This window comes from Paenarthrobacter sp. TAF1 (genome assembly GCF_052113825.1).
Classification (GTDB): domain Bacteria; phylum Actinomycetota; class Actinomycetes; order Actinomycetales; family Micrococcaceae; genus Arthrobacter; species Arthrobacter nicotinovorans.
Genome location: NZ_JBFRDO010000003.1, coordinates 26474 through 49948 on the forward strand (window position 1 = coordinate 26474; position 23475 = coordinate 49948).

Here is a 23475-nt window from a genome sequence, read left to right on the forward strand (position 1 = left end):
GCGTTTTGGGGCGTGCGGGTTGCGGGCCGGTCAGGAACCCGCGCGGATCATGCCTTCCTGGGCGACTGTTGCCAGGAGCCTGCCTTGCCGGTCGAAGAACCGGCCCATGGCCAGGCCCCTGTTGCTCTGACCGGATACGGCTTCCTGGGCATACAGCACCCATTCGTCGGCACGGCCGTCGCGGTGGAACCACATGGAGTGGTCCAAACTCGCCGTTGCGAGGCCGGGGCTGGACCAGTTCAATCCATTGACCCGGAGGAGCGGCTCCAGGATCGTGTAGTCGCAGACGTAGGCAAGGGCTGTGCGGTGGAGGTCGGCGTCGTCCGGCAAGGCATCGAAGGCTTTGACCCAGATGGCCTGCTGGGGGACCATGCCGCCCTCCAGTTCGATATATACCGGACCGGGAATATGGCGCATGTCGAAGCTGCGTCCCGTCGACCAGTACTCCGCCGCCGCGCCGTCGGCCGCTTCAAGCGCTTCCGCCGCTGACCGCAGGGATTCAGGCTCGACGGCGGCAGGCGCCTCAGGCTGGAAGTCCGGCCCGTCCTCGGGAACCTGGAAGGAACCCATCGCGGCGTACACCGGCTTGCCGTTCTGGAAGCCGCGGACTGTACGCGTGGAGTATCCGCGGCCGTCCCGAAGGCGCTCGACTTCGTAGCGGACACTGGAACCTATATCCACCGGACGCATGAAGTAGCTGTGCATCGAGTGCAATGTCCTGTCAGCGTCCACCGAGCGCATCATGGCTGCTGCGGCTTGGGCCACCATGTCTCCACCATAGGCTTTTGGCCACGGTACGTACTGCGTGGTTGCTTCATACGCTTCGTCGAAAACCTCCGGCGTTGCCGGGGTCAGCTGGACGGCGCGGAGGAAGGTCTCCGAGGTCAGGGTTCCAGTGATCATGGCCTACGCCCTGCGGTAGTCGGCGAGGGTCTCGTCCGGAACGTCCTCGAGGTTGACCACGAGGTTTTCCGGGGTGCGGGCGGTCAGCCACACGAGGTCTTCCGTGACGGACATGTTGGCCTCGACGTGGGGCATGAACGGGGGCACGAAGACCCAGTCGCCGGCCTTCATGTCCAGGAACTCCGAGTAGTTCTCGCCAAAGTAGATCCGGCCGTGGCCCCGGAGCACATAGCCGCCGGTTTCGGCCTCACCGTGGTGGTGCGGCAATGAACGGTACCCGGGGGTGTTGGACACCTGGCCGAACCAGATCTTGGTCGCCGGGGTGTGCTGGATGCTGACGCCGGAGACGCGGATGCAATCGCCGGACTGTGCGGTGTTGGTGTCTTCTGCACCGGCGCGGGTAACAACCGGGACAACCTTACCGTCAGGCTGGGCGTAGATGGAGTTGTCGCCGTCGAGGACGTATTCAGTGGTTGTCTGGCTCATGGGGTTTCTCCTTTGTCTGGGTTTCGGGACGTTTGTTATGACGCGGGGACTGCGACGTCGGCATAGATCCGGAACAGGTTTTCCAGCCGGCCGATCCCGTCGATTTCGGTGGTGAGGACATCCCCGTCCTTCAGGAAGCGGGGCGGAGTCATGCCCATGCCCACTCCCCCGGGCGTTCCGGTGAGCACGAGGTCGCCGGGGCGCAGGACAGTGAACCGGGAGATGTAGGACAGCAGTTGTGCCGGTCCGAACACCAGGGTGCTGGTGTTTCCCTGCTGCACGAGCTCGCCGTTGACGTAGCCGCGGACGTCAAAACTCTCCCCGGCCTCGTCCGCGGTCAGCATGACCGGCCCCACCGGGGTAGTGCGGTCCCAGGCCTTGCCTTGGAACCACTGCAGGGTCCGGTTCTGCCAGTCGCGCATGGAGACGTCGTTGGCAACGGTGTACCCGGCGATGGCTTCGCGGGCCTGGTCCTCGTCCGCCCGGTACAGCTCGGAACCCACGACGACGGCGAGTTCGGCTTCCCAGTCGACGCGGTCACTGCCGTGGACTTCCACGGCGTCGTTGGCGCCTACCAGGGTGTCCGCGTACTTGGCGAACAAGGTGGGGTATTCGGGAAGCTCCCTGCCCATTTCCTGGATGTGGTCGCCGTAGTTCAGGCCGCAGCAGATGACTTTGCCGGCTCGGGGAAGCAACGGGGCAGGGTCGGCGCCGGTGATGACCGGAGCTCCGGATGCCTGCGTTTCCTCCACGAGAGCCCGCCAGTCCGACCGGCCCAGGAGTGCGCCGACGTCGCTGGCCGGAAGCGCGAGCCAGGCGTCGTCGCCGGTGGCGATGGCCGCCGTCGTTCCTCCGTTGGCCGTGCGCAAAGTGGCGAGTTTCATTGCTTTTCCCTTCGAGATTCTGGATGTGTCGACTTTTTTACGATCGTCACATATGCTCAACGTAGCACGGCGGAAATGATCTGCACAGGGGCTTTTCAAAAGTTTTTGCCGTTGCCACAACCGAGGAGGAACAGCATGAGCCACACAACAATCAACCCGGAGTCACTGGCCAAACCATCCGGCTACGCGCACGGAATCCTGGCCGGCAACACGGTCTTCCTGGGCGGGCAGACAGCGTTGGACAAGAACATGAACATCGTTCCCGGCGGGATTGTGGAGCAGTTCAAACAGGCGTTCACCAACGTGCTCACCACCCTGCGCGAGGCCGGCGGCGAACCTGAAGACCTGGTCAACGTGACCATCTACCTCACCGACGTTGACGACTACATGGCCAACGGCCGGGAAATCGGACGGCTGTGGCGTGAAATGGCGGGCTCGCAGTACCCGGCCATGGCCGGCATCGGCGTCACGCGCCTGTGGCAGAAGGAAGCGTTGATCGAGATCCAGGGCATCGCGGTCATCCCGGAGCGCTAAGCCTCTGGCCTGGCGGGTTCCCGTGGTGAAGCATGTCCCTATGGGAACTGTCACCGAATACCTGGACACTGTCAGCGCCGGCAACCGGGGTCCGTTGGAACGGATCGTCGGGATCGCGCGGGAGCTTGCCCCTGATGCCGAGGAAGGCACCAGTTATGGGATGCCCGCGTTGCTGGTGGATGGCAAGGGCTTCGTGAGCGTGCTCGAAACGAAGAAGCACTTGGCGCTGTACCCGTTCAGCGGCCAGATCCTCCCCGAAATGTCAGAGGAGCTTGGCGGGTACTCGTGGTCGCCGGGAACATTGAGGTTCTCCGCGGACAACCCCGTGCCCGACTCCATGGTGCGGCGGATTCTGGAAACGCGGCTCGCGGCGATCCGGAAGTAGTTTTTGTACAGCTGATGCCCTTATGAGGCCAGATTGAGGGCATTAGCTGTACAAAAACTCAGTGCTTGGCCGAGACGTCCTGGGAAATGGCGTCGGCGGTCGCCACCACCTGCTGCCGCACTTCCTCCAGGTACTGGTCCGGATCCGGCTGCGCCGCAACGGCCTGGGCCTGCAGGGACACGTTGATCGCGGCCACGTTGTCCCCGTTGTTGTGGTTCCAGACCGGGGCAGCGATGGACATCAGCCCGAGTTCCAGCTCCTGGTCAAGCAGGCACCAGCCCTGCTGACGGACACGCTCGACGGCGGCCCTCAAGTCGGGCACGCTGGCGACGGTTCGCGGCGTGAGCGGGGTGAGTTCCGCCGTCGTCAGGTATGCCTCGAGCTTGGCCTGCGGAAGTCCGGCAAGCAGCACCCGGCCCATGGATGTCGCGTAGGCGGGGAACCGCGTGCCGACCGTGATTCCGACGTTCATGATGCGTTTGGTGGCGACCCGCGCCACGTAGAAAATGTCCTGCCCGTCGAGGACTGCGGCCGACGTGGATTCCCCAAGTTTCAGGCTGAGCTGCTCCAAGTGGGGCTGGGCGAGTTGCGGCAGGGACAGGGCGGAGAGGTACGAGTAGCCGAGCTGCAGCACTTTGGCCGTGAGCGCAAAGGTCTTTCCGTCAGTGCGGACGTAGCCGAGCTCAACCAGGGTATGCAGGAACCGGCGAGCCGTGGCGCGGGTCAGGTCCGTGCGGGCTGCGACTTCGCTCAACGTCATGACGGGGTTGTTTGCGTCGAACGCCCGGATCACGGCGAGGCCCCGGGCCAGCGACTGGACGTACTGGTCGCTGGCCTGCGGGGTAACTGCGGAGTCGGTCATGGTTACCAATCCTAGGTGGCGTTGCGGGGTCCCGCTTTGCGCCCTAAGCGGGAAAAATAACATGCAAAGCGGGCCCCGCAACGAGGAGCCCAAACTTGCGGGGCCTACTCTGCGGGCTATGCCGAGGGGATAGCACGCAAAGCGGGCCTCACAACGGGGAGCCCAAACTTGCGGGGCCTACTCTGCGCGCCATGCCAAGGGGATAGCACGTAGAGCGGGCCTCGCAACGAGGAGCCCAAACTTGCGGGGCCTACCCTGCGCGCCATGCCAAGACAGGGCCCACGCCGCCCGGGTTCCCTGACCGAGCTTGCGAGGTTAGGGAGGCGGTGGGGATGTAGAGCGGGCCTCACAACGAGGAGCCCAAACTTGCGGGGTCCGCTTTGCGCCCTAAGCGGGAAAAATAATATGCAAAGCGGGCCTCACAACGAGGAGCCCAGATTTGCGGGGCCTACCCTGCGCGCCATGCCAAGACAGGGCCCACGCCGCCCGGATTCCCTGACCGAGCTTGCGAGGTTAGGGAGGCGGTGGGGATGCAGAGCGGGCCTCACAACGCGGGGGAGCCCAGATTTGCGGGGCCTACTCTGCCTTTTTCAGCGGAAGGGGCACGAGTTCCTGGATCTCGTCGAAGGTGCAGCCGAAGGTCTCGCGGACGGTGACGCCGTCGGGTCCTGTGAGGAACACTGCCTTGTCCGTGTAGACGCGGGTCACGCAGCCGACGCCGGTCAGCGGGTACGTGCACTTCTCCACGAGCTTGGACACGCCCTCGCGGGTCAGCAGGGTCATCATCACGAAGACACCCTTGGCGCCGGTGGCGAGGTCCATCGCGCCACCCACGGCGGGAATAGCGTCCGGGGCCCCGGTGTGCCAGTTGGCGAGGTCGCCGGTGGCGGAGACTTGGAAGGCCCCGAGGACGCAGATGTCCAGGTGCCCGCCGCGCATGATCGCGAACGAGTCGGCGTGGTGGAAGTACGAAGCTCCGGGAAGTTCGGTGACGGGGATTTTGCCGGCATTGATCAAATCGCCGTCAATCTCCTCGCCAACAGCTGCCGGGCCCATGCCGAGCATCCCGTTCTCCGTGTGGAGCGTGATGTTCTGTTCCTCGGTGAGGTAGTTGGACACGAGCGTCGGCTGGCCAATGCCCAGGTTCACGAACGAACCGGGAGCGATATCGCGGGCCACCAGCTGGGCGAGTTCGTCACGGCCCAGCGGCTTTTCGGAGGTTTGGATGCTTGTCTGGGTGCTCATGATCAGGCCACCTGCTCTGCTCGGGAACCGCCGACGCGGACCACGCTGTTGACGTAAATACCGGGTGTCACCACGTTCTCCGGATCCAGCGAACCGGTGGGGACGATCTCCGAGACCTGCACAATGGTGTGCTTGGCTGCGGCGGCCATGATCGGGCCGAAGTTACGGGCGGTCTTGCGGTAGACGAGGTTGCCCTTGCCGTCGGCCTTGAGCGCCTTGATCAGCGCGACGTCGGCGTGGATCGGCGTCTCGAACACCTGCCACTTCCCGTCCAGCAACCGGGTTTCCTTGCCTTCAGCCAAGGTGGTGCCGTAGCCGGTGGGGGTGAAGAACCCGCCAATCCCTGCGCCGGCTGCTCGGATACGCTCGGCCAGGTTGCCCTGCGGCACGAGCTCCAGTTCGATCTCACCGGCATGGAACTTGGCGTCGAAGTGCCAGGAGTCGGACTGCCGCGGGAAGGAACAGATCATCTTGCGGACCCGGCCTTCCTTGATCAGCAACGCCAGGCCCTGATCGCCCTGGCCGGCGTTGTTGTTCACCACGGTCAGGTCCTTCGCCCCGCAGTCCATCAGGGCATCAATGAGTTCGAACGGCTGCCCGGCATTGCCGAACCCGCCGATCATCACCGTGGACCCGTCCTTGATGCCGGCGACAGCCTCGCCAACAGTGTCAATGAAATTCAACATCGCCCTAGACTCCTTCTGAAACTCCGGCAGTTACGTTTTCCAGCACCACGGCCAGGCCTTGACCGACGCCGATGCAGATCGCCGCGACGCCCCAGCGCTGACCGGAAGCCTGCAGGGACCGTGCGAGCGTGCCCAGGATGCGGGTACCGGAGGCGCCGAGCGGGTGGCCCATCGCGATCGCACCGCCGTGGCGGTTCACGATTCCGGGGTCGATCCCCCACGCGTCAACGCACGCCAGCGATTGCGCGGCGAACGCTTCGTTAAGTTCGACGGCGCCCACCTGGTCCCAGCCGATGCCCGCCTTCGCCAGGGCCTTGTTCGCGGCCTCCACCGGGGCGAAACCGAAGAACTGGGGATCGTTGCCATGCGCGCCACGGCCGGCAATACGGGCTAAGGGATCCAAACCAAGAATCCCCGCAGCGGCTTCCGAACCGATCCACGCAGCCGAAGCACCATCGGACAAAGGCGAGGCATTCCCGGCGGTGACCGTACCGCCGTCGGGCCCGTCAGACTCAGGGCGGAACACGGTCTTCAAACCCGCAAGCTTCTCAGCGGAAGAACCGGCACGGATGCCCTCGTCCCGGACGAGATCAGTGCCCGGAACCGCCGTGACCAAAGAATCGTAGAAGCCTTCGTTCCACGCGGCGTCGGCCAGGTTGTGCGAGTCCGCCGCAAAAGCGTCCTGCCGTTCCCGGGTGATCCCGTACTTCTCGCGCAGCCGTTCGGTGGCTTCGCCCAGGGAGATGGTCCAGTCCTTGTTCATGGCCGGGTTCACCAAACGCCAACCAAGCGTGGTGGATGCCAGGGTCATGTCACCGGCCGGGTAGGGCTTGGACGTCTTGGGCAGCACCCACGGCGCACGGGACATGGACTCGGCGCCGCCCACCAGCATGAGGTCGGCGTCGCCGGCGTTGATCTGGCGCGAAGCAATGATGGCCGCGTCCAGGGACGAGCCACACAAACGGTTGACCGTGGTGCCCGGAATGGACACGGGCAGGCCGGCCAACAGGGTGGCCATGCGGGCCACGTTGCGGTTTTCCTCGCCGGCGCCGTTGGCGTTGCCGAACACGACCTCGTCGATCCGCTCAACATCCAGCCCGGGTGCCCGCTTCACGGACTCGCGGACCACGTGCGCGGCAAGGTCATCGGGACGGACAGCGGCAAGGCCGGAGCCGAACTTGCCAAAGGGCGTGCGCACGGCGTCGTACACAAAAGCCTGGTTCATGGTGTTTCCTTCGTTTCTGCCTGACCAACCAGGGACCTGGGGTCAGTTGGGTTCGGTGGCGTCGATTTCGGCGAATACTTTTTGGGCCGTCTTGAAGGCCGAGTTGGCCGACGGCACACTGCAATAAATGGCGGTCTGCAGCAGAATTTCCTTGATTTCGTCCCTGCTCAGGCCGTTGTTGAGGGCTGCCCGGACGTGCATGGCCAGCTCTTCCCAGTGACCGTGCGCCACCAGCGCCGTGAGGGTGACTGCGGAACGCATTTGCCGGCTCAGGCCAGGCCGCGTCCAGATGCCACCCCAGGCAATCCTGGTGATCATGTCCTGGTAGTCCTCGGTGAAGGAATCCTTGCCGGCATTCGCCCGGTCCACGTGCGCGTCGCCGAGCACTTCGCGGCGGACCACCATGCCGGCGTCGTAGATATCCTGCGCGGTGGCGTCCGCCTGCACGGCACCGTTGCGAGCCGCGTCGTTGCTTTCGGAAGCCGTAGGGCTCATCGTCCGTTCTCCTTCATGAAGGTGCGCATCAGCGATGCCACGACTTTCGGTGCCTCTGCGGGCGCGAGGTGCCCGACGCCGTCGAGCGTCACGGCCTCAGCAGTGCCGCCACCGGCGACGATGCTGTTGACAAGCTCTTCAGCCATCGACGGCGGTGCGACCTGGTCCTCTTCACCGGCAATCACCTGCGTGGGGACGGTGATGCTGCCGAGCTGATCGCGGACGTCCAAACGGGCCAGGGCTTCGCAGCAGAACGAATAGCTGAACCTGTCGGCGTCGCGGAGTGCGTGCAGCAGGCGGCTGCTGATCTCCGGCTGGCGCTCCATGAATCCGTGGCCGAACCAGCGCTCAGCGGAACCCTGGATCATCACCGGAGTACCCAGCGAGCGCACGGTTTCTGCACGGTCCAGCCAGCCCTCCGGAGTGCCGAGCTTCGGCCCGGAGCACTGGACGGACAAGCTGCGGAGGCGGTCGCCGTGCTTGATGCCGAGCTGCAGGCCGGTGGCCCCGCCCAGGGAGACACCCGCATAGTGGAACGTCGCCGCCGTGTTTCCGGTGACAGAGTCCACAAGGTCGACGACGGCGTCCGCCAGGTCCGCGACGTCGAAACCTTCGGCGGCGGCCGGCGAGATGCCGTGGCCGGGCAGGTCCCAGCCGATGACGTCGTATTCGTCGCCCAGGAGCGCGGCGGTTTCGGACCACAGAACGGTGGAGGTACCCAGCGACGGGCCGACCACCAGGAGCGGTTTCGCGCCGAGTTCACGTTTCGGGGACAGCAACACGGCCTTGATGGTTGGCTTAGCCACGAGGGGCTCCTTTCGCAGGGGATCCGGTGAAGCCGGGGTAGGCGGCGAGGATCCGACGGCTGATTTCCTGTGCCTCGCCCAGGTAGCTTGCCGGATCCAGCAGTGCCTCAAGCCCGGCGTCGGAGAGCTTGTTGGATGGAACGGTTTCACGGAGGAGCTTGCGGTACGTGTCCCCCTGTTCGGTTGCCGGAGCCGCAAGGGTCCGGTCGACGACAGCCTGCAGCTTCTGCTTTCCGTCCTCGCCCAGCAGAGGGGCGACGGCGGCCGACACACCTTCGCTGAGGAGCAGCGGGCCCGACAACTGCAGGTTCCTGCGCATCGCTTCCGGGAAGACACGGAGACCCTCGGTGAGTTCGCGGAGGTGGGAAGCAGCGCCCATCGCCAGGCCCAGCAGGCGACGCAGCGCCGGCCATTCGCTGTGCCAGGCGCCGTCGGGGCGTTCGTCATTGAAAGTGGCCGCGGCCAGGTGCAGCTGAGATGCGAGGCCGGGAGCCTGCAACGCTGCGCTGCGGATCAGCACGGAGAGCACCGGATTCTGCTTCTGCGGCATGGCCGAAGAGACACCGCGGCCGGCAGCCAACGGCTCACCAAGTTCGGCAACCTCCGGACGGCTCAGGAACAACAGGTCCGCTGCGATCTTCCCGAAGGAATCGACCAGTGCCGCAAGTCCGTCACCGAGGGCCGTCACCACCAGGCGGTTGGTGTGCCAGGGAGCCGTCGCCGGGGCCAACCCCAGCGCAGCCGCCCACGAATCGGCCAGTGTGAAGGGCGTTGAACCGGAGCCCGCGGCCAGCCTGGTCCCGGAGGCCAAGGTTCCGCCGGCCCCGCCGAACTGCACGGTCAACTCCAACGACTCCAGGCGCGCAGCCGCGGCGGCCACGCCCTGGAACCACTGCGCAGCCCTGAGCCCGAACGAGTACGGAAGCGCATGCTGCGTCAGGCTCCTGCCCACGCACAGCGTTTCCGCATGCTGTTCCGCCAAGGTAGCGAGCGCCGTCGTCGTGCCCTTGACTTCGGCCAGCAGCGCCGCGATGGTGCTGGAGGCGAGCAGCATGAGGGCGGAGTCGAGGACGTCCTGGCTGGTGAGCGAGGCGTGGACCGCCTTGCCCGCACCGATGCCGGCGGTGTCCAGCCCGCGGACCCGGGCGCGGAGGTCGCCGAGCAACGGAATCACCGGGTTGCCTCCGCCTTGGGCCCGTTCAGCGATATCCGCGACGTCGTAGGACGCGGGGTTGGCGGCTTCGGCCACCACAGCGGCGGATCCCGCCGGGGCAAGCCCGGCTTCCTCAAGGACAGCCGCCCAGGCGGCTTCGACGTCGAGGATTGCCGCAATCACGGCACGGTCGCCCGTCAGCGCGGCCACGGTGGGCGACGCCGAGACGGGGCTGAGGAGGCCGAAGTCGCCGTCGATCATGCCAGGTTTTCCCTTGCCGGCGAGTCCCCGCTGTTGCCGACGCTGTTGTCGAGCGAACCGTCTTGCTGGAAGTCCAGGAACACGGTCTCGTCGCCACCCTGCAGGCGGATGTCCCAGGTGAGGCCACCGTCGGGGTCGCGACGGGCGATGAGCGTCTTGCGGCGTTCCGGATCCAGGGAGCTCAGCAAAGGATCATTGGCCAGTGCTTCCTCGTTTTCCGGCAGGTACACGCGGGTGAAGAGGCGGTTCATGAGGCCGCGGGCGAAAACGGCCACCGAGATGAACGCTGCCGTTCCGGGCTTGGTGGGACCCGGGTTGACCGTGGTGAACGTGTACACGCCGGAGTTGCCCACGGAGCCCCGGCCCCAGCCGGTGAACGTGTAGCCGTCACGGACCAGGGAGCCGGTGCGCTGGACGATGTTACCTTCGGTATCCGGCTGCCAGATCTCAAGGATGGCGTCCGGGATGGGGTTGCCCGCGCCGTCGTACACCGTGCCTTGAAGGCGGATGCTGCCGGGGCTGCCCGGGGCCAGGAGCTCGTTGTCCTTGGTGAAGGGGAGGGCGTAGCCGTAGAAGGGGCCCACGGTCTGGCCCGGTGTGGGTGTCAGCTTGCTCATGTGCTTACTCCTCGTCCCCGGCGTCGCCGTATGCTTCGTTTTCCGTCCAGGTCCGCTTGGAACCGGTCAGGATGATGTCCCACTTGTAGCCGAGGGCCCACTCGGGGCTGGTCAGCTCGTGGTCGTACTGTGCCACCAGGCGGTCGCGGGCGTCCTGGTCCACGATCGATTGGTAGATGGGGTCCAACGGGAACAACTGGTCACCCGGGAAGTACATCTGGGTGACGATGCGCTGCGTGAACTCCGAGCCGAACATGGAGAAATGGATGTGCGCCGGACGCCAGGCATTCAGGTGGTTCTTCCACGGGTAGGCGCCGGGTTTGATGGTGGTGAAGGAGTACGAGCCGTCGGCGCCGGTAATGCAGCGTCCGACGCCGGTGAAGTTCGGGTCGAGCGGTGCGGGGTGCTGGTCGCGCTTGTGGATGTAGCGGCCCGATGCGTTGGCCTGCCAGATCTCCACGAGCTGGCCGGCCACCGGGCGGCCGTCGCCGTCCAGCACGCGGCCGGCGACGATGATGCGCTCACCCTGCGGCTCGCCGTTGTGCTGGATGGTCAGGTCCGATTCCAGTGCGTGCACGTCCTGGTGTCCGAAGGCCGGCGAGTAGAGCTCGATGGTCTCCGGGTCCGCGTGGTGCAGGCTCTTGGTGGGGTGGCGCAGGATGCTGCTGCGGTAGGGCGCATAGTCCAGCCGCGGCATGGTTTCGGGTCCTTTGCCGTCCTTCAGTGCTTGGGCGTAACGATCCCCGATGGCCTTGATCTCAGCACTGAGGTCCGCCTGCGTCTCAACCTTCTTGGCATCGTGCGCGGCATGCGGCTCTGCTGGCGGCACGAGTTCCTCGGATTCTAGAGCTTGTGCAGTGTTGTCTTGCGGCACAACCGGCTCCTTTCTATGGATTCTTTGAGAGGTTCGGGCAGCTATGCCCGGTGAAGTGAGTCGTATTGGACGGCATGGCGGACTGGGGCATTCGGGGCTCCGTAGCCGTTGTAGCTGCCACGGCGCTCCACCATTTCAAAAAACACACTGCCTACTGTGGCCGTGTAGAAGTGGAGGAATTCGCCGTTGGCGTCCCGGTCATACAGGAGGTTGAGCTCCTGGAGGGTGGCCAGGAAGCCCGGTTCAAGATCGAACCGTGCGTCCAGGTCCTCGTAATAGTTGGCCGGAATCTGCAGGAACTCAAGGCCGCGGTCCCGGGCGGACCGCGCCGTGGCCACGAGGTCGTCCACGGCGAAGGCGATGTGTTCCTGGTACGTTTTGCGGGCGTTCTGCGCTTGCTGGGCCGGCGCCAGGTTCAGCACCAGCCGCACCGCGCCGGTGCTGGTTTCCATGACCTGCGAGCGCACCAGGCCGCTGGGGCTCGGGACCTCTGCGAACGGCAGCGGTTCCAGGGCCAATGCGCTGGTGTAGAAGAGGACGGCTTCGTCAAAGTGCTGCCACGGCTGGGCGAGGTTCACGTGGTCAATGACCGCGTTCTGCCCGCTGGGAACGTGTTCCAGGCCTTCGCCGAACTCGTGCGTCCAGGCTGCGGTTCCGTCAGGGCTGCCTTGGCACAGGAAGATCTCGGTGGAGTCCGGGGCGGAGATGCCTTGGAAGACTTCCTCGTCGGCCTGGACCTTGCGCGCCACTACGGGCGCCTTGAGTTGCTGGGCGCGAGCGGAGGCAATCACTGGAGAGTCGACGTCGAACCCCAGGGCCGCGATGGCCGGTTCCGAGTGCGAGGCCGCCTGCTCGTTGATGATGACGCGCGCCTGGCCCATGGTCCAGAGCTGGACGTCCTTGGTGCGGTGGCGTCCCTCGAATCCGAAGCCGAGCTGCCCCAGGAGCTTCTCGAGCTGCGCGGTGTCGTCGGCTTTGACCTCGGCGAAGTTGAAGCCGGCTGGTTCGTTGACCTTGGGCAGCGTGGCAAGTTCCATGGGATAACGACGGCGGGACGAGGCTGCTGCTTCCGTTCCGGCTTCCGCGGAGGTGCCGGCCAGCCACTTTGCGCTCTGTTCTTCCAGCCAGATGAGTGAGCGCATGGCATCCACTGCGGTCCGTTCCACGTCCGACTGGCGGAAGACGTCATTGAAGACCTCAAGCGATACCGGCCCGGTGTAGCCCGCACGGACGACGTGGCCCATGAACTTGGCGAGCTCGAACTGTCCCTCCCCGGGGAAGACCCGGTAGTGGCGGCTCCAGGAGAGCACGTCCATGGAGAGCTTGGGGGCGTCGGCAACCTGCACGAAGAAGATCTTCTCCGCGTTAATGTCCTCGATCGGGGCGGTGTCCCAGTCGCGGGAAAGGATGTGGAAGGAGTCCAGGCAGGTGCCGAGGTTCGGATGGTCCACCATTTCCACCAGGCGGTAGGCGTGCTCGTAGTCGTTGACGTACTTGCCCCAGGCCAAGGCCTCGTAGGCAACCTTGACCCCGTGGTCTCCTGCCAGTCCGGCGAGCGCTGCCAGCTGTTCGGCCCGCAGCTGGTCGTCATCGATGGTGGCCGTGGCCACGTTGGAGCAGACCAGGATGGTGTCCATGCCCAGGCGCGACATGAGCTTGAACTTGGCCTCGGCCCGCTTGAGGTTGGCCTTCAGCAGGTCCGGAGTGACGCCGTCGAAATCCCGGAACGGCTGGTAGAGATCCAGGCCCAGGCCGAGGTCGGCGGCCATCTTCCGGATGTCCTCGGGACTCAGCGGGGACGTGACGAGGTCCTGCTCGAAGATCTCGATGCCGTCGAAGCCCGCGATGGCGCAGGCCTGCATCTTTTCCTTCAAGGTGCCCGACAGGCAGACTGTGGCGATTCCGGTGCGCATCAGTGGGCCGCCTTTGCGAGGGTGCCGGCGGAGAGCGCGGTTGCGGCGTCTTCCAGGGCGATCAGCTCCAGGAAGTGCTCCCGCATGCGGTTGCGGTCGGCGTCCCGTCCGGTGAAGAGTTTGAAGGCGTCGGCCGCCTGACCGACTGCCATGCGGCCGCCGTCGAGGACTTTGCAGCCCTTGGCCCGTGCTTCGCGGACCAGTTGCGTTTCGATGGGGCGGTAGACGATGTCCGCCACCCAGTGCCTCGGCTCCACGAGTCCCAGGTCCAGCGGCAGTCCGGGGTGGGCGGCCATGCCGATCGGGGTGCAGTGCACCAGGCCGTCGGCGAGGGGCATGATCTGCGGGAGTTCGTCCGTGCTGCGCGGGGTGACGGTGGCCGCGGGGAAGAGTCCGCTGAGTTCATCGGCACGTTCCGCGGCCCGGGCGGGATCCACGTCCACCAGGTCCAGGGTGGTGACACCGGCCTTGAGGAGCGCGTAGGCGACGGCAGAACCGGCCCCGCCGGCGCCAAGCTGGACGACGCGGCCCAAGGTGGCGTCCGGAAGTCCATCCCTCAAGGCCGAACCAAAGCCGGAGAAGTCCGTGTTGTGTCCGATGAACCGGCCGTCCTGGATCAGGACCGTATTGACGGCACCCAGGCGCGCGGCGTCGTCGGAAATTTCATCAAGGTGCCCAAGCACCAGCTGCTTGCACGGGTGCGTGATGTTGAGGCCGTTGAAGCCCATGCGGGCGGCTGCGGTGAGGAGGTCCCCGACGGCGGCGGCCGGCAAGGCCAGCTCCAGCAGGTCGATGGGGCGGTACAGCAAGCGAAGGCCCTGCACATCGGCTTCGCGTTCATGCATGGGCGGCGTGAGCGAGGGCATGACCCCTTCGCCAACGAGGCCCACCAGAACGGACTCGGCTCGGTTGCTCATCCTAAAGCTCCTTTGACTTCAGCACCGCGGCCATTGACGTTTTCTGGGGCGTCGACGGCCGGGTGTTATCCAGATTACTACAAGTGTTCATATTCCGCACGCTTGTTCTTATCGCGAACAAAGGACGTGCCAGATGCGTTGTGTCGGGCTGATTTTTGCGTTGCGGGGCCTGCTTTGCGCGCTAAGAGTCGCGTTTGGCGCGCAGAACGGGCCCCGCAACGAAGCTCAGCGCTGCGGCAGGCGGGCCGCGAGTTCAGCCGCGGCCTCCTGCAGGGTGGGCACATGGGCGATGAGTTCCTCCATGCTGAGTCGGAAAACCGGAACGGCAGTGGCCAGGGAAGCGAACGCGTGGCCCTGGGAGTTGAGGACCGGGACAGCGACGGCACGCATGCCGATCTCGTTTTCCTCGTCCATCACGGCGTAGCCCTGCCGGCGCACCTGTTCAATTTCCGCCCGGAACTTGTCGCGGTCGGTGATGGAATGCTCAGTGAGCGGGTCCAGGGGAAGTTCCTCGATCAGGCGTTTTCGCTCGGGCTCATCCTCGAACGCAACCAGGGCCTTGCCCACCGACGTCGTGTGCAACGCTCCCAGATGTCCGGGGTCACTGGTGACGCGGAACGTCTTGGGCCCGTCCACCTTGTTGACCGTGAGGTGGTGGTCGCCGTCGCGGACCGAGAGGATGGTGGCCTCATGCGTACTGTCGGTGACCCGCTGCAGGACCGGCAGCGCTGTGGCAGCGAAGCCGTGGTGGTTGGAGACGCGTTGTCCGAGCTGGAAGACGCGCAGGCCCAGGTGGTAGCGGCGGCCATCGGGTTCGTAGTCAACGAATCCGTCGCGGGTCAACGAGCCCAGTAGCCGGTAGGTGGTACTGAAAGGCAGTCCGGCGCTTCTTGCCAGATCCGCCGCACTTGCACCCTTCGGCTCGTTTCCCAGCAGGACCAGCAGGCCCAGGGCTTTGCCGACCATGTCGGTCTTTGTGTCCTCTTTCACACTCATAACCCGATGCTCTCACATAGTGAGAGCTATTTCTAGATGGTGATTACACCTCTTGACAAGTGACCATACTCACAGGGATCATTGCTGTATTACGCAAGTAGCTCTCACCATGTGGTTACTAGCTAAGGGATTGACCGGCCGCACCTCGCTTGGGTCTCCCGCTGAAGCTCTATTCGCGACATCGTCGTCACAGAAGGAACACCCAATGAGCCAAACAATGCCGTCAGCGACGCCAGGCATCACCGAAACCACCGGGACACCCAAGAAGGCTGCCCTCGCCAGCTTCCTGGGCAGCGCCGTGGAGTACTACGACTTCTTCATCTTCGGATCTGCCGCGGCTTTGATTTTCCCGCACGTCTTCTTCCCGGACGCAGACACCAATGCGGCCGTCATGTCCTTTGCCACGTTCGGCTTCGCCTACCTTGCACGGCCCATCGGCGCTGCGTTCCTGGGTCACTTCGGCGACCGGATCGGCCGGCAGAAGGTCCTCATGTTCACCCTGGTGCTCATGGGCGCCTCGACCTTCGTGATCGGCTGCCTCCCCGACTTCAAAACCATCGGCTGGGGTGCCCCGATCCTCCTGGTACTTGCCCGGCTCTGCCAGGGTTTGTCGGCAGCGGGCGAGCAGGCCGGCGCGTCATCCATGACCTTGGAGCACGCCCCGGACAACCGCCGCTCCTTCTTCACCTCATGGACCTTGACGGGAACGCAGGGCGGCCAGATCCTGGCAGCGCTCGTGTTCATTCCCGTGGTGGCACTGCCGGATGACATCAAGTACGGCATCGGCTGGCGTATTCCGTTCTGGCTCAGCGCAGTAGTGGTGCTGGTTGCCTTCTTCATCCGCCGCACCCTGCACGAGCCACCCGCATTCGCTGAGGCACAGAAGAACAACCAGATTGCCAAGCTCCCCATCGCCGACCTCCTCAAGCACCACTGGCAGGACGTCCTCCGCGTGATCTGCTGCGCGTTCATTGCCGCAGTCAGCACGGTCTTCGGCACCCTGGCCATCAAGTACGCCCAGGACGTTGYGCACGTGAACAGCACCATCACCCTATGGCTGGTGGTTGTGGCCAACCTCGTGGCTCTGGGAACCCAGCCGCTCTTCGGCACGCTGGCAGACCGCATCGGCCGCAAGCCCGTGTTCATCTACGGAGCAGTGGCCAGCGCCATCATGACGCCGGTCTTCTTCCTGAGCTTCGAGTCCGGTTCCACGCCGCTGATGTTCCTGGCCGCCGTCGTGTACTTCTCGCTTGGCTACGCTGCCGCCAACGCCGTCTGGCCGTCGTTCTACGGTGAAATGTTCAGCACCAAGGTCCGCTTCTCCGGCCTGGCCATCGGCACGCAGCTCGGCTTCCTCGCCGCAGGTTTCGCCCCGACCATCGTGACCGCCATCGGTGGCACCAAACCCGGTGGATGGGTTCCCGTGTCCATCTTCACGGCCATCGTCTGCCTCATCGCCATCGTCTCGGCCTCCACGGCACGCGAATCGGCAAAGGTCCCGACGGCGGAACTCGGCCTGCGCTAGAACGTCACCTCTCCGGCGCTCCAGCACTATTGCCGGAGCTTCGGAACGGGGAAAGCCCGGCATGTCTCCTGATATGCCGGGCTTTCCGCTGCCCGGTCTGGTGTTCAGACAAGGCAAGCGGCAAGGAACATCCCAGGCCTACCGGGGATCCAGCAGCACGGACTGAAAGCTCCCCTGACCGGTTCCTGTGTACAGGAAGAGCTCCCCGTTTCCGCCAACACCCACAACTGACGGATTTCCCGTTCCCGTGAAGCCTGTCCCCAAGGCCGCGAACGAGCTGAAAGTGTTCCAGCCGGAACCCAGGGCAACGCGGGCCAGGAATCCGCCGCTGCCATTGCCCGGATACAGCCACAACGCCCCGTCAGTGCCCCGGGCCATGATGTCCTCCCGGCCATCGCCGTTGAAGTCCCCACCCTGCACTACCGAGTCAAAAATGTCCCACCCCGTGCCGATCTGCTTCCACGGCAGGAAGCCGCCCGAACCGTTACCCGGGTACAGCCACAAGCTGCCATTCGCGGCCCGAGCCACAAGGTCCGCTTTGCCGTCACCCGAGAAATCGCCCGGAGCGAGAAGCTCAGTGAAACCCTGCCAGCCGACACCGATCTGCTTGCGGGCCAGGAACTGGCCCCGGCCGTCTGTCGGGTACAACCACAGCGCTCCGCCGGCTGTCCGTGCGACCAGGTCCGGGTGGCCATCGCCGTCGAAATCTCCGGCACTCAGGACAGTATTGAAAGCATTCCACCCCGACCCCACCTGGACGCGGGGCAGGAAGCCGCCGGAACCGTTCCCCGGATAGAGCCACAACGCGCCGTCAGTACCGCGGGCCAGGATGTCGGCGACTGCATCTCCGTCGAAATCTCCCGCCTCCCAGACCTGGCTGAACTGGTTCCACCCGGCACCGATGACCAAGCGTTCGGCAAAGCCCGAACCGCTGCCCGGGTAGAGCCGCATGGACCCCCCGGAGGTCACCGTCAGGACATCGGACTTCTTATCACCCGTGAAGTCCTGTCCGCTCACGATGTCGCCCACCGCGTTCCAACCGCTGCCGATTGCGACGCGCGGCACGAAACCACCCCAGCCGTTGCCGGGGTACAGGTAGAGGGTGCCGTCGCTTGCCCGCGCCAGAAGCCCGAAGGAGCCATCGGAAGTGATGCTGGTGAAGCCGTTCCAACCCGATCCGATCTGCGACCAGGCACGGAAGCCGCCCTGGCCATCTCCTGAGTAAAGCCAGAGAGTGCCATCCGGCTTGGTCGCCATGACGTCGAGGCGGGCATCGCCGTCGAAATCGCCCACGCCAATGATGTTCGTAAAGCCCTGCCAACCGGAACCGATCTGCCGTTTGGGAAGGAAACCCCCGTTTCCGTCGCCCGGGTATAGCCAGAGGACACCGTCGCTGGTGCGCGCCAGGATGTCGCTTCGTCCGTCTCCATCGAAATCCGAAAAGCCGGTGATGGCGTCAAAAACGTTCCACCCGGAGCCCACCTGACGCGGATTATCCAGCCTGTTGCCGGGCAAACCCGAATACAGCATCAGGGAGCCGTCGGGTTCGCGGGAGAAGACATCGGCGAGTCCATCGCCGTCGAAATCTCCCGTAGAAAAGCGGACCTTGGCGGTGAGCCGCGGGTCGGCAGTGATGGTGATGGTGGCCGACGTCGACGACACCGAATTCATGGTCACCTGCGTACCGGTGTACGTGGTGAAGGTGCTCCCTGCCTGCCAGGCGTGGTTGCTGGCGTACCACGGGTCGGAGAAAGGCTTGGTGGAGGGCATCAGAATCAGGGAAGAAGCGATAGTGGCGCCGCCGCGCTGGACGATCTTCACGCCCATGTTTCCGGGTTTGCCGGCTGTTCCCAGGTAATTGTCATAGCCGGCAGGTTCCCGCAGCTCCAGGTAATAGACCTCTTTGCTGACGGGATCGGTGAATTTGATCGCCCGCTGGGCTTCGGTGCCTCCCCACGGCTTGAGCGTGTAGCTCTTGGAACCCGTTGCGATGCCCACGTCCCGGATCTCATCCCCACGGCCCAGGCCCGCATAGTCCCAGAACGTGGAACTCACAACCGGCGTCGCGTACTGGGCAGCTCCCATGATGTCGGTGGTGTCGCCGTACTCGCGGATGTAGCAGGACGGATCGGTGAACTGGCCGTTGCTGTTGACCCCGACGTCGGACACTCCGCTGCCGCACTGCAGGGCATCTGCGTGCATCAGGCCTATGACGTGGCCGAACTCGTGGCTCATCACGTTGTTGGTGAAGCTGCTGATCTGGGGCAGGAGCACCCGGCCGCTGTAACTGCCGCTGCTGTACCCGGCGCCCAGGGCGTTGCCGGACAACGTGGACGTCGGAATGAAGATGACCAGCGCTGTGTAAGGACTGGCCGACCAGTTCAACTCCCCCGTGATGGTGGAGATGATGGTGCTGTAACTGTCCGTGGAGCGGGCCTTGGATTGGTGGCCGGCGACTTTGCTGGCCACCGTCATGGACAGCTTGTTGGCCGTCATGGCTTTCCAGTAGTTACTGGTGGACACCACAGCCTTTTCAGCGTCCGTCATGGAAACCGGGTTGGTGTTGTCCGCCAGTTTCGCGGTGACCAGCCGGACGTTGATGGTGCCGCCCGGACCGGCTGCCGCAGCTCCGTCACGGAGCAGCGAGTCGACGTCGGCCTGGCCCTTGGTGGGCTGCTTGGTTTCCGGGAGGGGCGTCTCGAAAACATGCTCCGAGTGCGGTGTCCCTTCAACGAATTGGACGTTCGGATTATCGGGCCCGGGAAGTGGAACTGCCGTGGCAGGGGCCTGGACGAAAAACAGGCCGGCGGCAAAAACCACCAAGCCTGTGGACAGCGCGAGCGATCGCCGTAAAACACCCATTGGTTCTCCCGGGAGGACGGAGCCTGTGGTTGCTGTAAATCTCAGTAACCGAGATCAGGCTACAACCGCCTCGGCACTGGCCTGCGGAGGCGCCGGACTTCAGGCGGGCGCGTCTTGTCGCCGCCCGTCGCGGCGGCGCCCGCGCACGGGCGGAAACGCAACCATCCCGGAATGCTAACCGGACCCTAACCACGCCGAAATACCGTGGCAACATTGCCCCTCCACACTGGAATAGCCGGCAAGTGCAGGCACCAGCTCCAGCCAGGAGGACACCATGCTGAAGGAAGTAACCACTCAAACAACACGAATACGCGCGATCAGCCAGCTCCACCGCGGGGACGAGATCGAGGCCCGCCTGTCAGTTGGGCCCGCTTACGACGACGTGGTCATACGCCGCGGACGGGTCCAGGAAACGGCGCCAGGGATCGGCGTCGTCTGGATCATGGATTACGCCTCCGGGATGAGGAAAGCCATCAATACCGACGAATGCAGTGTTTGGCGCGTCGCCTGAACAGTCCCTGCTGGAGACCAGGCTGGACGCCCTTCACCCTCAGCCGCCGGCCACGGACTGGACAATCAAGACCTCCTGGCCCGCCGCAACTTCCGTTTCAAGACCATTCAACCGCCGGACCTCGTCACCGTTAACGTAAATATTCACGAAACGGCGCAGCGCCCCGGTTTCATCACGCAAACGCCTGGCCAGGACCGGATAATCTCCGGTCACCGAGTCCAAGAGCTGTCCAACGGTCACAGCACCGTCGGCGGACGCAGTCAGACAGGACTGTCCGCCGACGAGCGGCTGCAGGACACCAGGCAACAGGACCGTAAAGTCAGCCACAACGGACCTAACCAGGTACCGGGGCGCTGGCTGCTGATTGCTCGACGGCGGTGGCTCCAGCGTCGCTGCCAACAACGACGGCCGCACGAACGCACAGCACGTCCGGCAAGTGCGAGACCACTTCATTGAAGGTCTCGCCCTCGTCGGCGCTGGCGTACACGGAACCACCGCGGGTTCCGAAGTACACACCCACGGGTTCGGCAGTATCCACGGATGCCGCATCCCGGAGCACCGCGTTGTATTCGTGGTCCGGCAGGCCCGTGTGCAGTTCCTTCCAGGTGTTACCGGCATCGTCGGTTCGGTGGACGCTGAGCTTGCTGCCAGGCGGGATGCGTTCACCGTCGGCCTTGAGCGGGATGACCCAGGCCGTCCCTTCCCGGCGCGGATGGGTGAGCATGACGAAACCGAAATCGGCTGGCAGCCCTTCGGCGATGGAATCCCAATTCTCGCCGTTGTCATCCGTCCGGTACACACCGTGGTGGTTCTGCGCGTACAGGCGCCCTTCGACGGAGGCATCGGCTGCGATCTTGTGCACGCACTGGCCGAACTCGGGATTGGGGTCCGGCATGAAGTACGCCGAAATGCCCTTGTTGCGGGGCTCCCAGGAGGTCCCGCCGTCGAGGGATCTGTAGACGCCGCCAGTGCTCATGGCGATGTGGACCTTCTCGCCGGATGGATCCACCACAATCGAGTGTGCCGCCGCGCCGCCGTAGCCCGCACCCCATTCACTGCGGTGGGGGTGGTCCCATAGTCCGCGGTTCAGCTCGAAGTGTTCGCCGCCGTCGGTGGATTTCCACACCGAAATCGGCTCGCAACCGGCCCACACGACGCCTGGGCGGGAGTCGGCGTCGGGGTAGATCTGCCAAACCCGTTCCAGGGCGGCGTCGGTGCCGTCCGGGAATTTGATGGCGCCTTGCTCGGGCTCGGTCCATGTGGCGCCGAGGTCGTCTGAATGGGCCACGGTGGGTCCCCAGTGCTCAGACCTTACCCCCACCATGATTCGTGTTTTGCCGTCCCGCGTGTCTATCCCGATGCTGGGTATCTCGCTCATCAGGAAGTGCGGACCGGAGAGGGACCATTCTTTTCGGTCCGGGCTGGTTGCCAGCCACAGGCCTTTCTTGGTTCCGATCGCCAGGACATAACTTTCTGCGGTAGCCATGAGTCCCATCGAACCATCGTGGGGTGGGGAGGGCAATGGGTTTTTGGAGCCATGTGGAGAATTCACGAGGGCTTGCGCTTGGTCCTGGGATTCGGGTCCCGGCACCGGATTCCCGATGCGTTGCCACACCAGCTACGAGTACCTCAGGCAACCTTCGCGTTGTGTGATGTCAGGTGGAGGAGGCCGCGTCCAAGGGACCATCGGCCTTGAACGCGCGGTTCCTGCCCGCTGCTTTGGCTTGGTAAAGGGCCCCATCGGCGGTGTGGATCAGCTGGGCCAGCGTTGAGCCTGAAATTGCAGTGGATGAAATCCCGTAGCTGACGGTGGGAAACTCCAGCCCGTCAGGTGCCGGTGCAGCGGCCAGGCGCCGGCTGATCTCGGTGGTGATGGCTTCCGCCGCGACCTCGTCGGCACCCGGCAGGAAGATGACAAATTCCTCCCCGCCGTACCGGCCCACCAAGTCGGTCCTGCGCAACGAACCCTTGCACGCCACGGCAAACGCCCGGATGGCAGCGTCCCCGGCGGCATGCCCGTGGGTATCGTTCACGGACTTGAAATGATCAAGGTCGGCCAGGACAACGGCCGCCGACCTGCCCGCCGTTTGCAGGGCAGCGAGCTCCCGCTCAGCCAATTCCATGAAAGCCTGGCGATTGAACAAGCCCGTCATTCCGTCGCGCGATGCCCGCTCATTGAGCCTCGTGATGAGCTGGTGGCTATTGAGCGCGGTCATGCTGAAGGAAACCAGGACCAGCAGCATGATCAGCAGCAAGCACGTCACCGCCGGGCTGAAATAGGACTGCAGGACCTCGCTGTCCGGCCCTGCCACGGCATAAACCACTATGCGGCAACCGAAGTAGGCCACCAGGACAGCAGCGACAACCAACAGCGGCCGATGAGCTTGCGAGGCCCGCGACTTCAGCAAGGCCAGTTCCCGGGCGGCGAGCGCCATCCCGGTCGCCATCAAAGCGAAGTACACCAACCCGCCCTGCCACGCGCCGTCGGGGTCGGTTTCAATGACTGTCGCCGAAGCCGTTACTGCCGGAGCAGCAAATAGCAGCCATAACGGCGTGCCAAGGTTCCGCAAGGAACGGAACCCCGCCCAGACACCGAAGGCTCCGGCGACCGTAAGAGCGTTGCCCAGGGGGCTGGCTACCCAGCCCCAGTCCGCTTCCTTCAGCCAGTACGCCACGTTGCCCGCAAGCCAGCACCCCAAGGCAGCACACCAATAGGCGCTGTAGAGCGATCGGGTCCTCCGGTAAGAACCCAGGAAAAGAACCCACAGTGTTAACGTCACAACAGCAAGAGCAAGTTTCATGCTCAACAAATCCAACATCGAATCCCCCATTCACCGGCCAGCATAAGGGCCGGCAGGAGAATGGGCGGGACACGACGCGGCGAAGGACCGCAGCTGCAGGGCGGGCTATGCCCCGAAAGAGCTGCTCAGGCCCCGTAGTCCTCGTCCGTGACGTGTTCCAGCCAGGTCACGACCTGGCCGTTCCCGTCGGCCTCCTGCATCGCGATATGTGCCATGAACCGGTCCGGGGTGGCGCCGTGCCAGTGTTCCTCGCCGGGTTCGATGTAGACAACGTCGCCGGGGCGGATCTCCTGTATCCCGCCGTCCCGCGTAGCCACCAGACCTATTCCGTCGGTGACATACAGGGTTTGTCCCTTGGGGTGGTGGTGCCAGGCAGTCCGTGCACCGGGAGCGAACCGGACGTGTGCGCAGCCGATGGCTGATTGCCCATCCGGGTTCCGGATACCGTCGATCTGCACGGTTCCCGTGAACCATTCCTTCGGGCCGGCTGCTGTCGGGTTGCCGCTTTTCATGTACTTCATGTTTCGCTCCTCA

24 protein-coding genes are annotated in these 23475 nt (G+C 64.6%); 4 read left to right on the plus strand and 20 right to left on the minus strand.

The window, feature by feature from the left end; genetic code table 11:
• Nucleotides 1-30: 30 nt before the first annotated feature.
• From AB4Y81_RS04605 to AB4Y81_RS04615, 3 genes are read right to left on the minus strand one after another with little or no spacing between them, the layout of a single operon-like run.
• Nucleotides 31-903: an acyl-CoA thioesterase gene (locus tag AB4Y81_RS04605; RefSeq protein ID WP_193590240.1), complete on the minus strand. Its 873-nt coding sequence runs from the start codon at nt 901-903 to the stop codon at nt 31-33.
• 3 nt (nt 904-906) lie between these two features.
• Complete coding sequence (locus tag AB4Y81_RS04610) at nt 907-1389, minus strand: cupin domain-containing protein (RefSeq protein ID WP_055973957.1); 483 nt, start codon at nt 1387-1389, stop codon at nt 907-909.
• A 35-nt stretch (nt 1390-1424) separates the two neighbouring features.
• A complete protein-coding gene (locus tag AB4Y81_RS04615; RefSeq protein WP_441995432.1) occupies nt 1425-2273 on the minus strand; it encodes a fumarylacetoacetate hydrolase family protein in 849 nt (282 codons plus the stop codon).
• A gap of 135 nt (nt 2274-2408) precedes the next feature.
• Here AB4Y81_RS04615 and AB4Y81_RS04620 point away from each other — a divergent pair, with 135 nt between their 5' ends.
• A complete protein-coding gene (locus tag AB4Y81_RS04620; protein WP_018779341.1) occupies nt 2409-2807 on the plus strand; it encodes a RidA family protein in 399 nt (132 codons plus the stop codon).
• A 40-nt stretch (nt 2808-2847) separates the two neighbouring features.
• On the plus strand, nt 2848-3192 hold the full coding sequence (locus AB4Y81_RS04625) for an iron chaperone (protein ID WP_018779342.1): 345 nt from the start codon (nt 2848-2850) through the stop codon (nt 3190-3192).
• Nucleotides 3193-3250: 58 nt separating this feature from the next.
• Here AB4Y81_RS04625 and AB4Y81_RS04630 read toward each other — a convergent pair whose 3' ends face one another.
• From AB4Y81_RS04630 to AB4Y81_RS04685, 12 genes are all read right to left on the minus strand, one after another.
• Nucleotides 3251-4054 carry an IclR family transcriptional regulator domain-containing protein gene (locus AB4Y81_RS04630; RefSeq protein ID WP_018779343.1) on the minus strand — a complete coding sequence of 268 codons (804 nt, stop codon included), beginning with the start codon at nt 4052-4054 and terminating at the stop codon, nt 3251-3253.
• Nucleotides 4055-4630: 576 nt separating this feature from the next.
• Nucleotides 4631-5299 (minus strand): 3-oxoacid CoA-transferase subunit B, encoded by a 669-nt coding sequence (locus AB4Y81_RS04635; RefSeq protein WP_441995433.1) that lies wholly within the window; start codon nt 5297-5299, stop codon nt 4631-4633.
• Between the two features lie 2 nt (nt 5300-5301).
• Entirely contained in the window at nt 5302-5985 is a 684-nt protein-coding gene (locus AB4Y81_RS04640) for a 3-oxoacid CoA-transferase subunit A (RefSeq protein WP_018779345.1), read from the minus strand.
• 4 nt (nt 5986-5989) lie between these two features.
• Nucleotides 5990-7210, minus strand: a complete 1221-nt coding sequence (locus AB4Y81_RS04645; RefSeq protein WP_018779346.1) for a thiolase family protein — start codon at nt 7208-7210, stop codon at nt 5990-5992.
• 42 nt (nt 7211-7252) lie between these two features.
• The gene (pcaC, locus tag AB4Y81_RS04650) at nt 7253-7705 is read right to left on the minus strand and encodes a 4-carboxymuconolactone decarboxylase (RefSeq protein ID WP_413305204.1); all 453 of its coding nucleotides are present in this window, start codon (nt 7703-7705) and stop codon (nt 7253-7255) included.
• The gene (locus AB4Y81_RS04655) at nt 7702-8511 is read right to left on the minus strand and encodes an alpha/beta fold hydrolase (protein WP_394524817.1); all 810 of its coding nucleotides are present in this window, start codon (nt 8509-8511) and stop codon (nt 7702-7704) included. The genes pcaC and AB4Y81_RS04655 overlap by 4 nt, the downstream gene beginning before the upstream one ends.
• Nucleotides 8504-9925, minus strand: coding sequence for a class-II fumarase/aspartase family protein (locus AB4Y81_RS04660; protein ID WP_441995434.1), 1422 nt, complete (start codon nt 9923-9925; stop codon nt 8504-8506). Before AB4Y81_RS04660 ends, AB4Y81_RS04655 begins: the two co-directional genes overlap by 8 nt.
• Nucleotides 9922-10542: a protocatechuate 3,4-dioxygenase subunit alpha gene (gene pcaG, locus AB4Y81_RS04665; RefSeq protein ID WP_354628191.1), complete on the minus strand. Its 621-nt coding sequence runs from the start codon at nt 10540-10542 to the stop codon at nt 9922-9924. Before pcaG ends, AB4Y81_RS04660 begins: the two co-directional genes overlap by 4 nt.
• A 4-nt stretch (nt 10543-10546) precedes the next feature.
• Nucleotides 10547-11416 (minus strand): protocatechuate 3,4-dioxygenase subunit beta, encoded by an 870-nt coding sequence (pcaH, locus tag AB4Y81_RS04670; RefSeq protein ID WP_064722420.1) that lies wholly within the window; start codon nt 11414-11416, stop codon nt 10547-10549.
• 41 nt (nt 11417-11457) lie between these two features.
• Nucleotides 11458-13329 (minus strand): bifunctional sugar phosphate isomerase/epimerase/4-hydroxyphenylpyruvate dioxygenase family protein, encoded by a 1872-nt coding sequence (locus AB4Y81_RS04675; RefSeq protein WP_079582310.1) that lies wholly within the window; start codon nt 13327-13329, stop codon nt 11458-11460.
• The gene (locus AB4Y81_RS04680; protein ID WP_018779353.1) at nt 13329-14246 is read right to left on the minus strand and encodes a shikimate dehydrogenase; all 918 of its coding nucleotides are present in this window, start codon (nt 14244-14246) and stop codon (nt 13329-13331) included. The genes AB4Y81_RS04675 and AB4Y81_RS04680 overlap by 1 nt, the downstream gene beginning before the upstream one ends.
• 225 nt (nt 14247-14471) lie before the next feature.
• Nucleotides 14472-15242 carry an IclR family transcriptional regulator gene (locus AB4Y81_RS04685; RefSeq protein ID WP_039243448.1) on the minus strand — a complete coding sequence of 257 codons (771 nt, stop codon included), beginning with the start codon at nt 15240-15242 and terminating at the stop codon, nt 14472-14474.
• A gap of 205 nt (nt 15243-15447) precedes the next feature.
• On the opposite strand from AB4Y81_RS04685, the gene AB4Y81_RS04690 reads away from it, so the two are divergent.
• On the plus strand, nt 15448-16767 hold the full coding sequence (locus AB4Y81_RS04690) for an MFS transporter (protein ID WP_441995435.1): 1320 nt from the start codon (nt 15448-15450) through the stop codon (nt 16765-16767).
• A 138-nt stretch (nt 16768-16905) separates the two neighbouring features.
• On the opposite strand, the gene AB4Y81_RS04695 is transcribed toward AB4Y81_RS04690, so the two are convergent.
• Entirely contained in the window at nt 16906-19629 is a 2724-nt protein-coding gene (locus AB4Y81_RS04695) for an FG-GAP-like repeat-containing protein (RefSeq protein ID WP_079582308.1), read from the minus strand.
• 274 nt (nt 19630-19903) lie between these two features.
• Between AB4Y81_RS04695 and AB4Y81_RS04700 the strand changes: the two genes are divergently transcribed.
• Nucleotides 19904-20140: a hypothetical protein gene (locus AB4Y81_RS04700; RefSeq protein ID WP_018779356.1), complete on the plus strand. Its 237-nt coding sequence runs from the start codon at nt 19904-19906 to the stop codon at nt 20138-20140.
• A 39-nt stretch (nt 20141-20179) separates the two neighbouring features.
• Here the strand turns inward: AB4Y81_RS04700 and AB4Y81_RS04705 are convergent, their stop codons facing one another.
• From AB4Y81_RS04705 to AB4Y81_RS04720, 4 genes are all read right to left on the minus strand, one after another.
• Nucleotides 20180-20467 carry a MoaD/ThiS family protein gene (locus tag AB4Y81_RS04705; RefSeq protein ID WP_018779357.1) on the minus strand — a complete coding sequence of 96 codons (288 nt, stop codon included), beginning with the start codon at nt 20465-20467 and terminating at the stop codon, nt 20180-20182.
• Between the two features lie 7 nt (nt 20468-20474).
• Nucleotides 20475-21635, minus strand: a complete 1161-nt coding sequence (locus AB4Y81_RS04710) for a WD40/YVTN/BNR-like repeat-containing protein (protein WP_039243451.1) — start codon at nt 21633-21635, stop codon at nt 20475-20477.
• A 160-nt stretch (nt 21636-21795) separates the two neighbouring features.
• Entirely contained in the window at nt 21796-22941 is a 1146-nt protein-coding gene (locus AB4Y81_RS04715) for a GGDEF domain-containing protein (protein WP_422757701.1), read from the minus strand.
• 125 nt (nt 22942-23066) lie between these two features.
• Nucleotides 23067-23462 (minus strand): (R)-mandelonitrile lyase, encoded by a 396-nt coding sequence (locus AB4Y81_RS04720; protein ID WP_039243452.1) that lies wholly within the window; start codon nt 23460-23462, stop codon nt 23067-23069.
• Between the last annotated feature and the right edge of the window lie 13 nt (nt 23463-23475).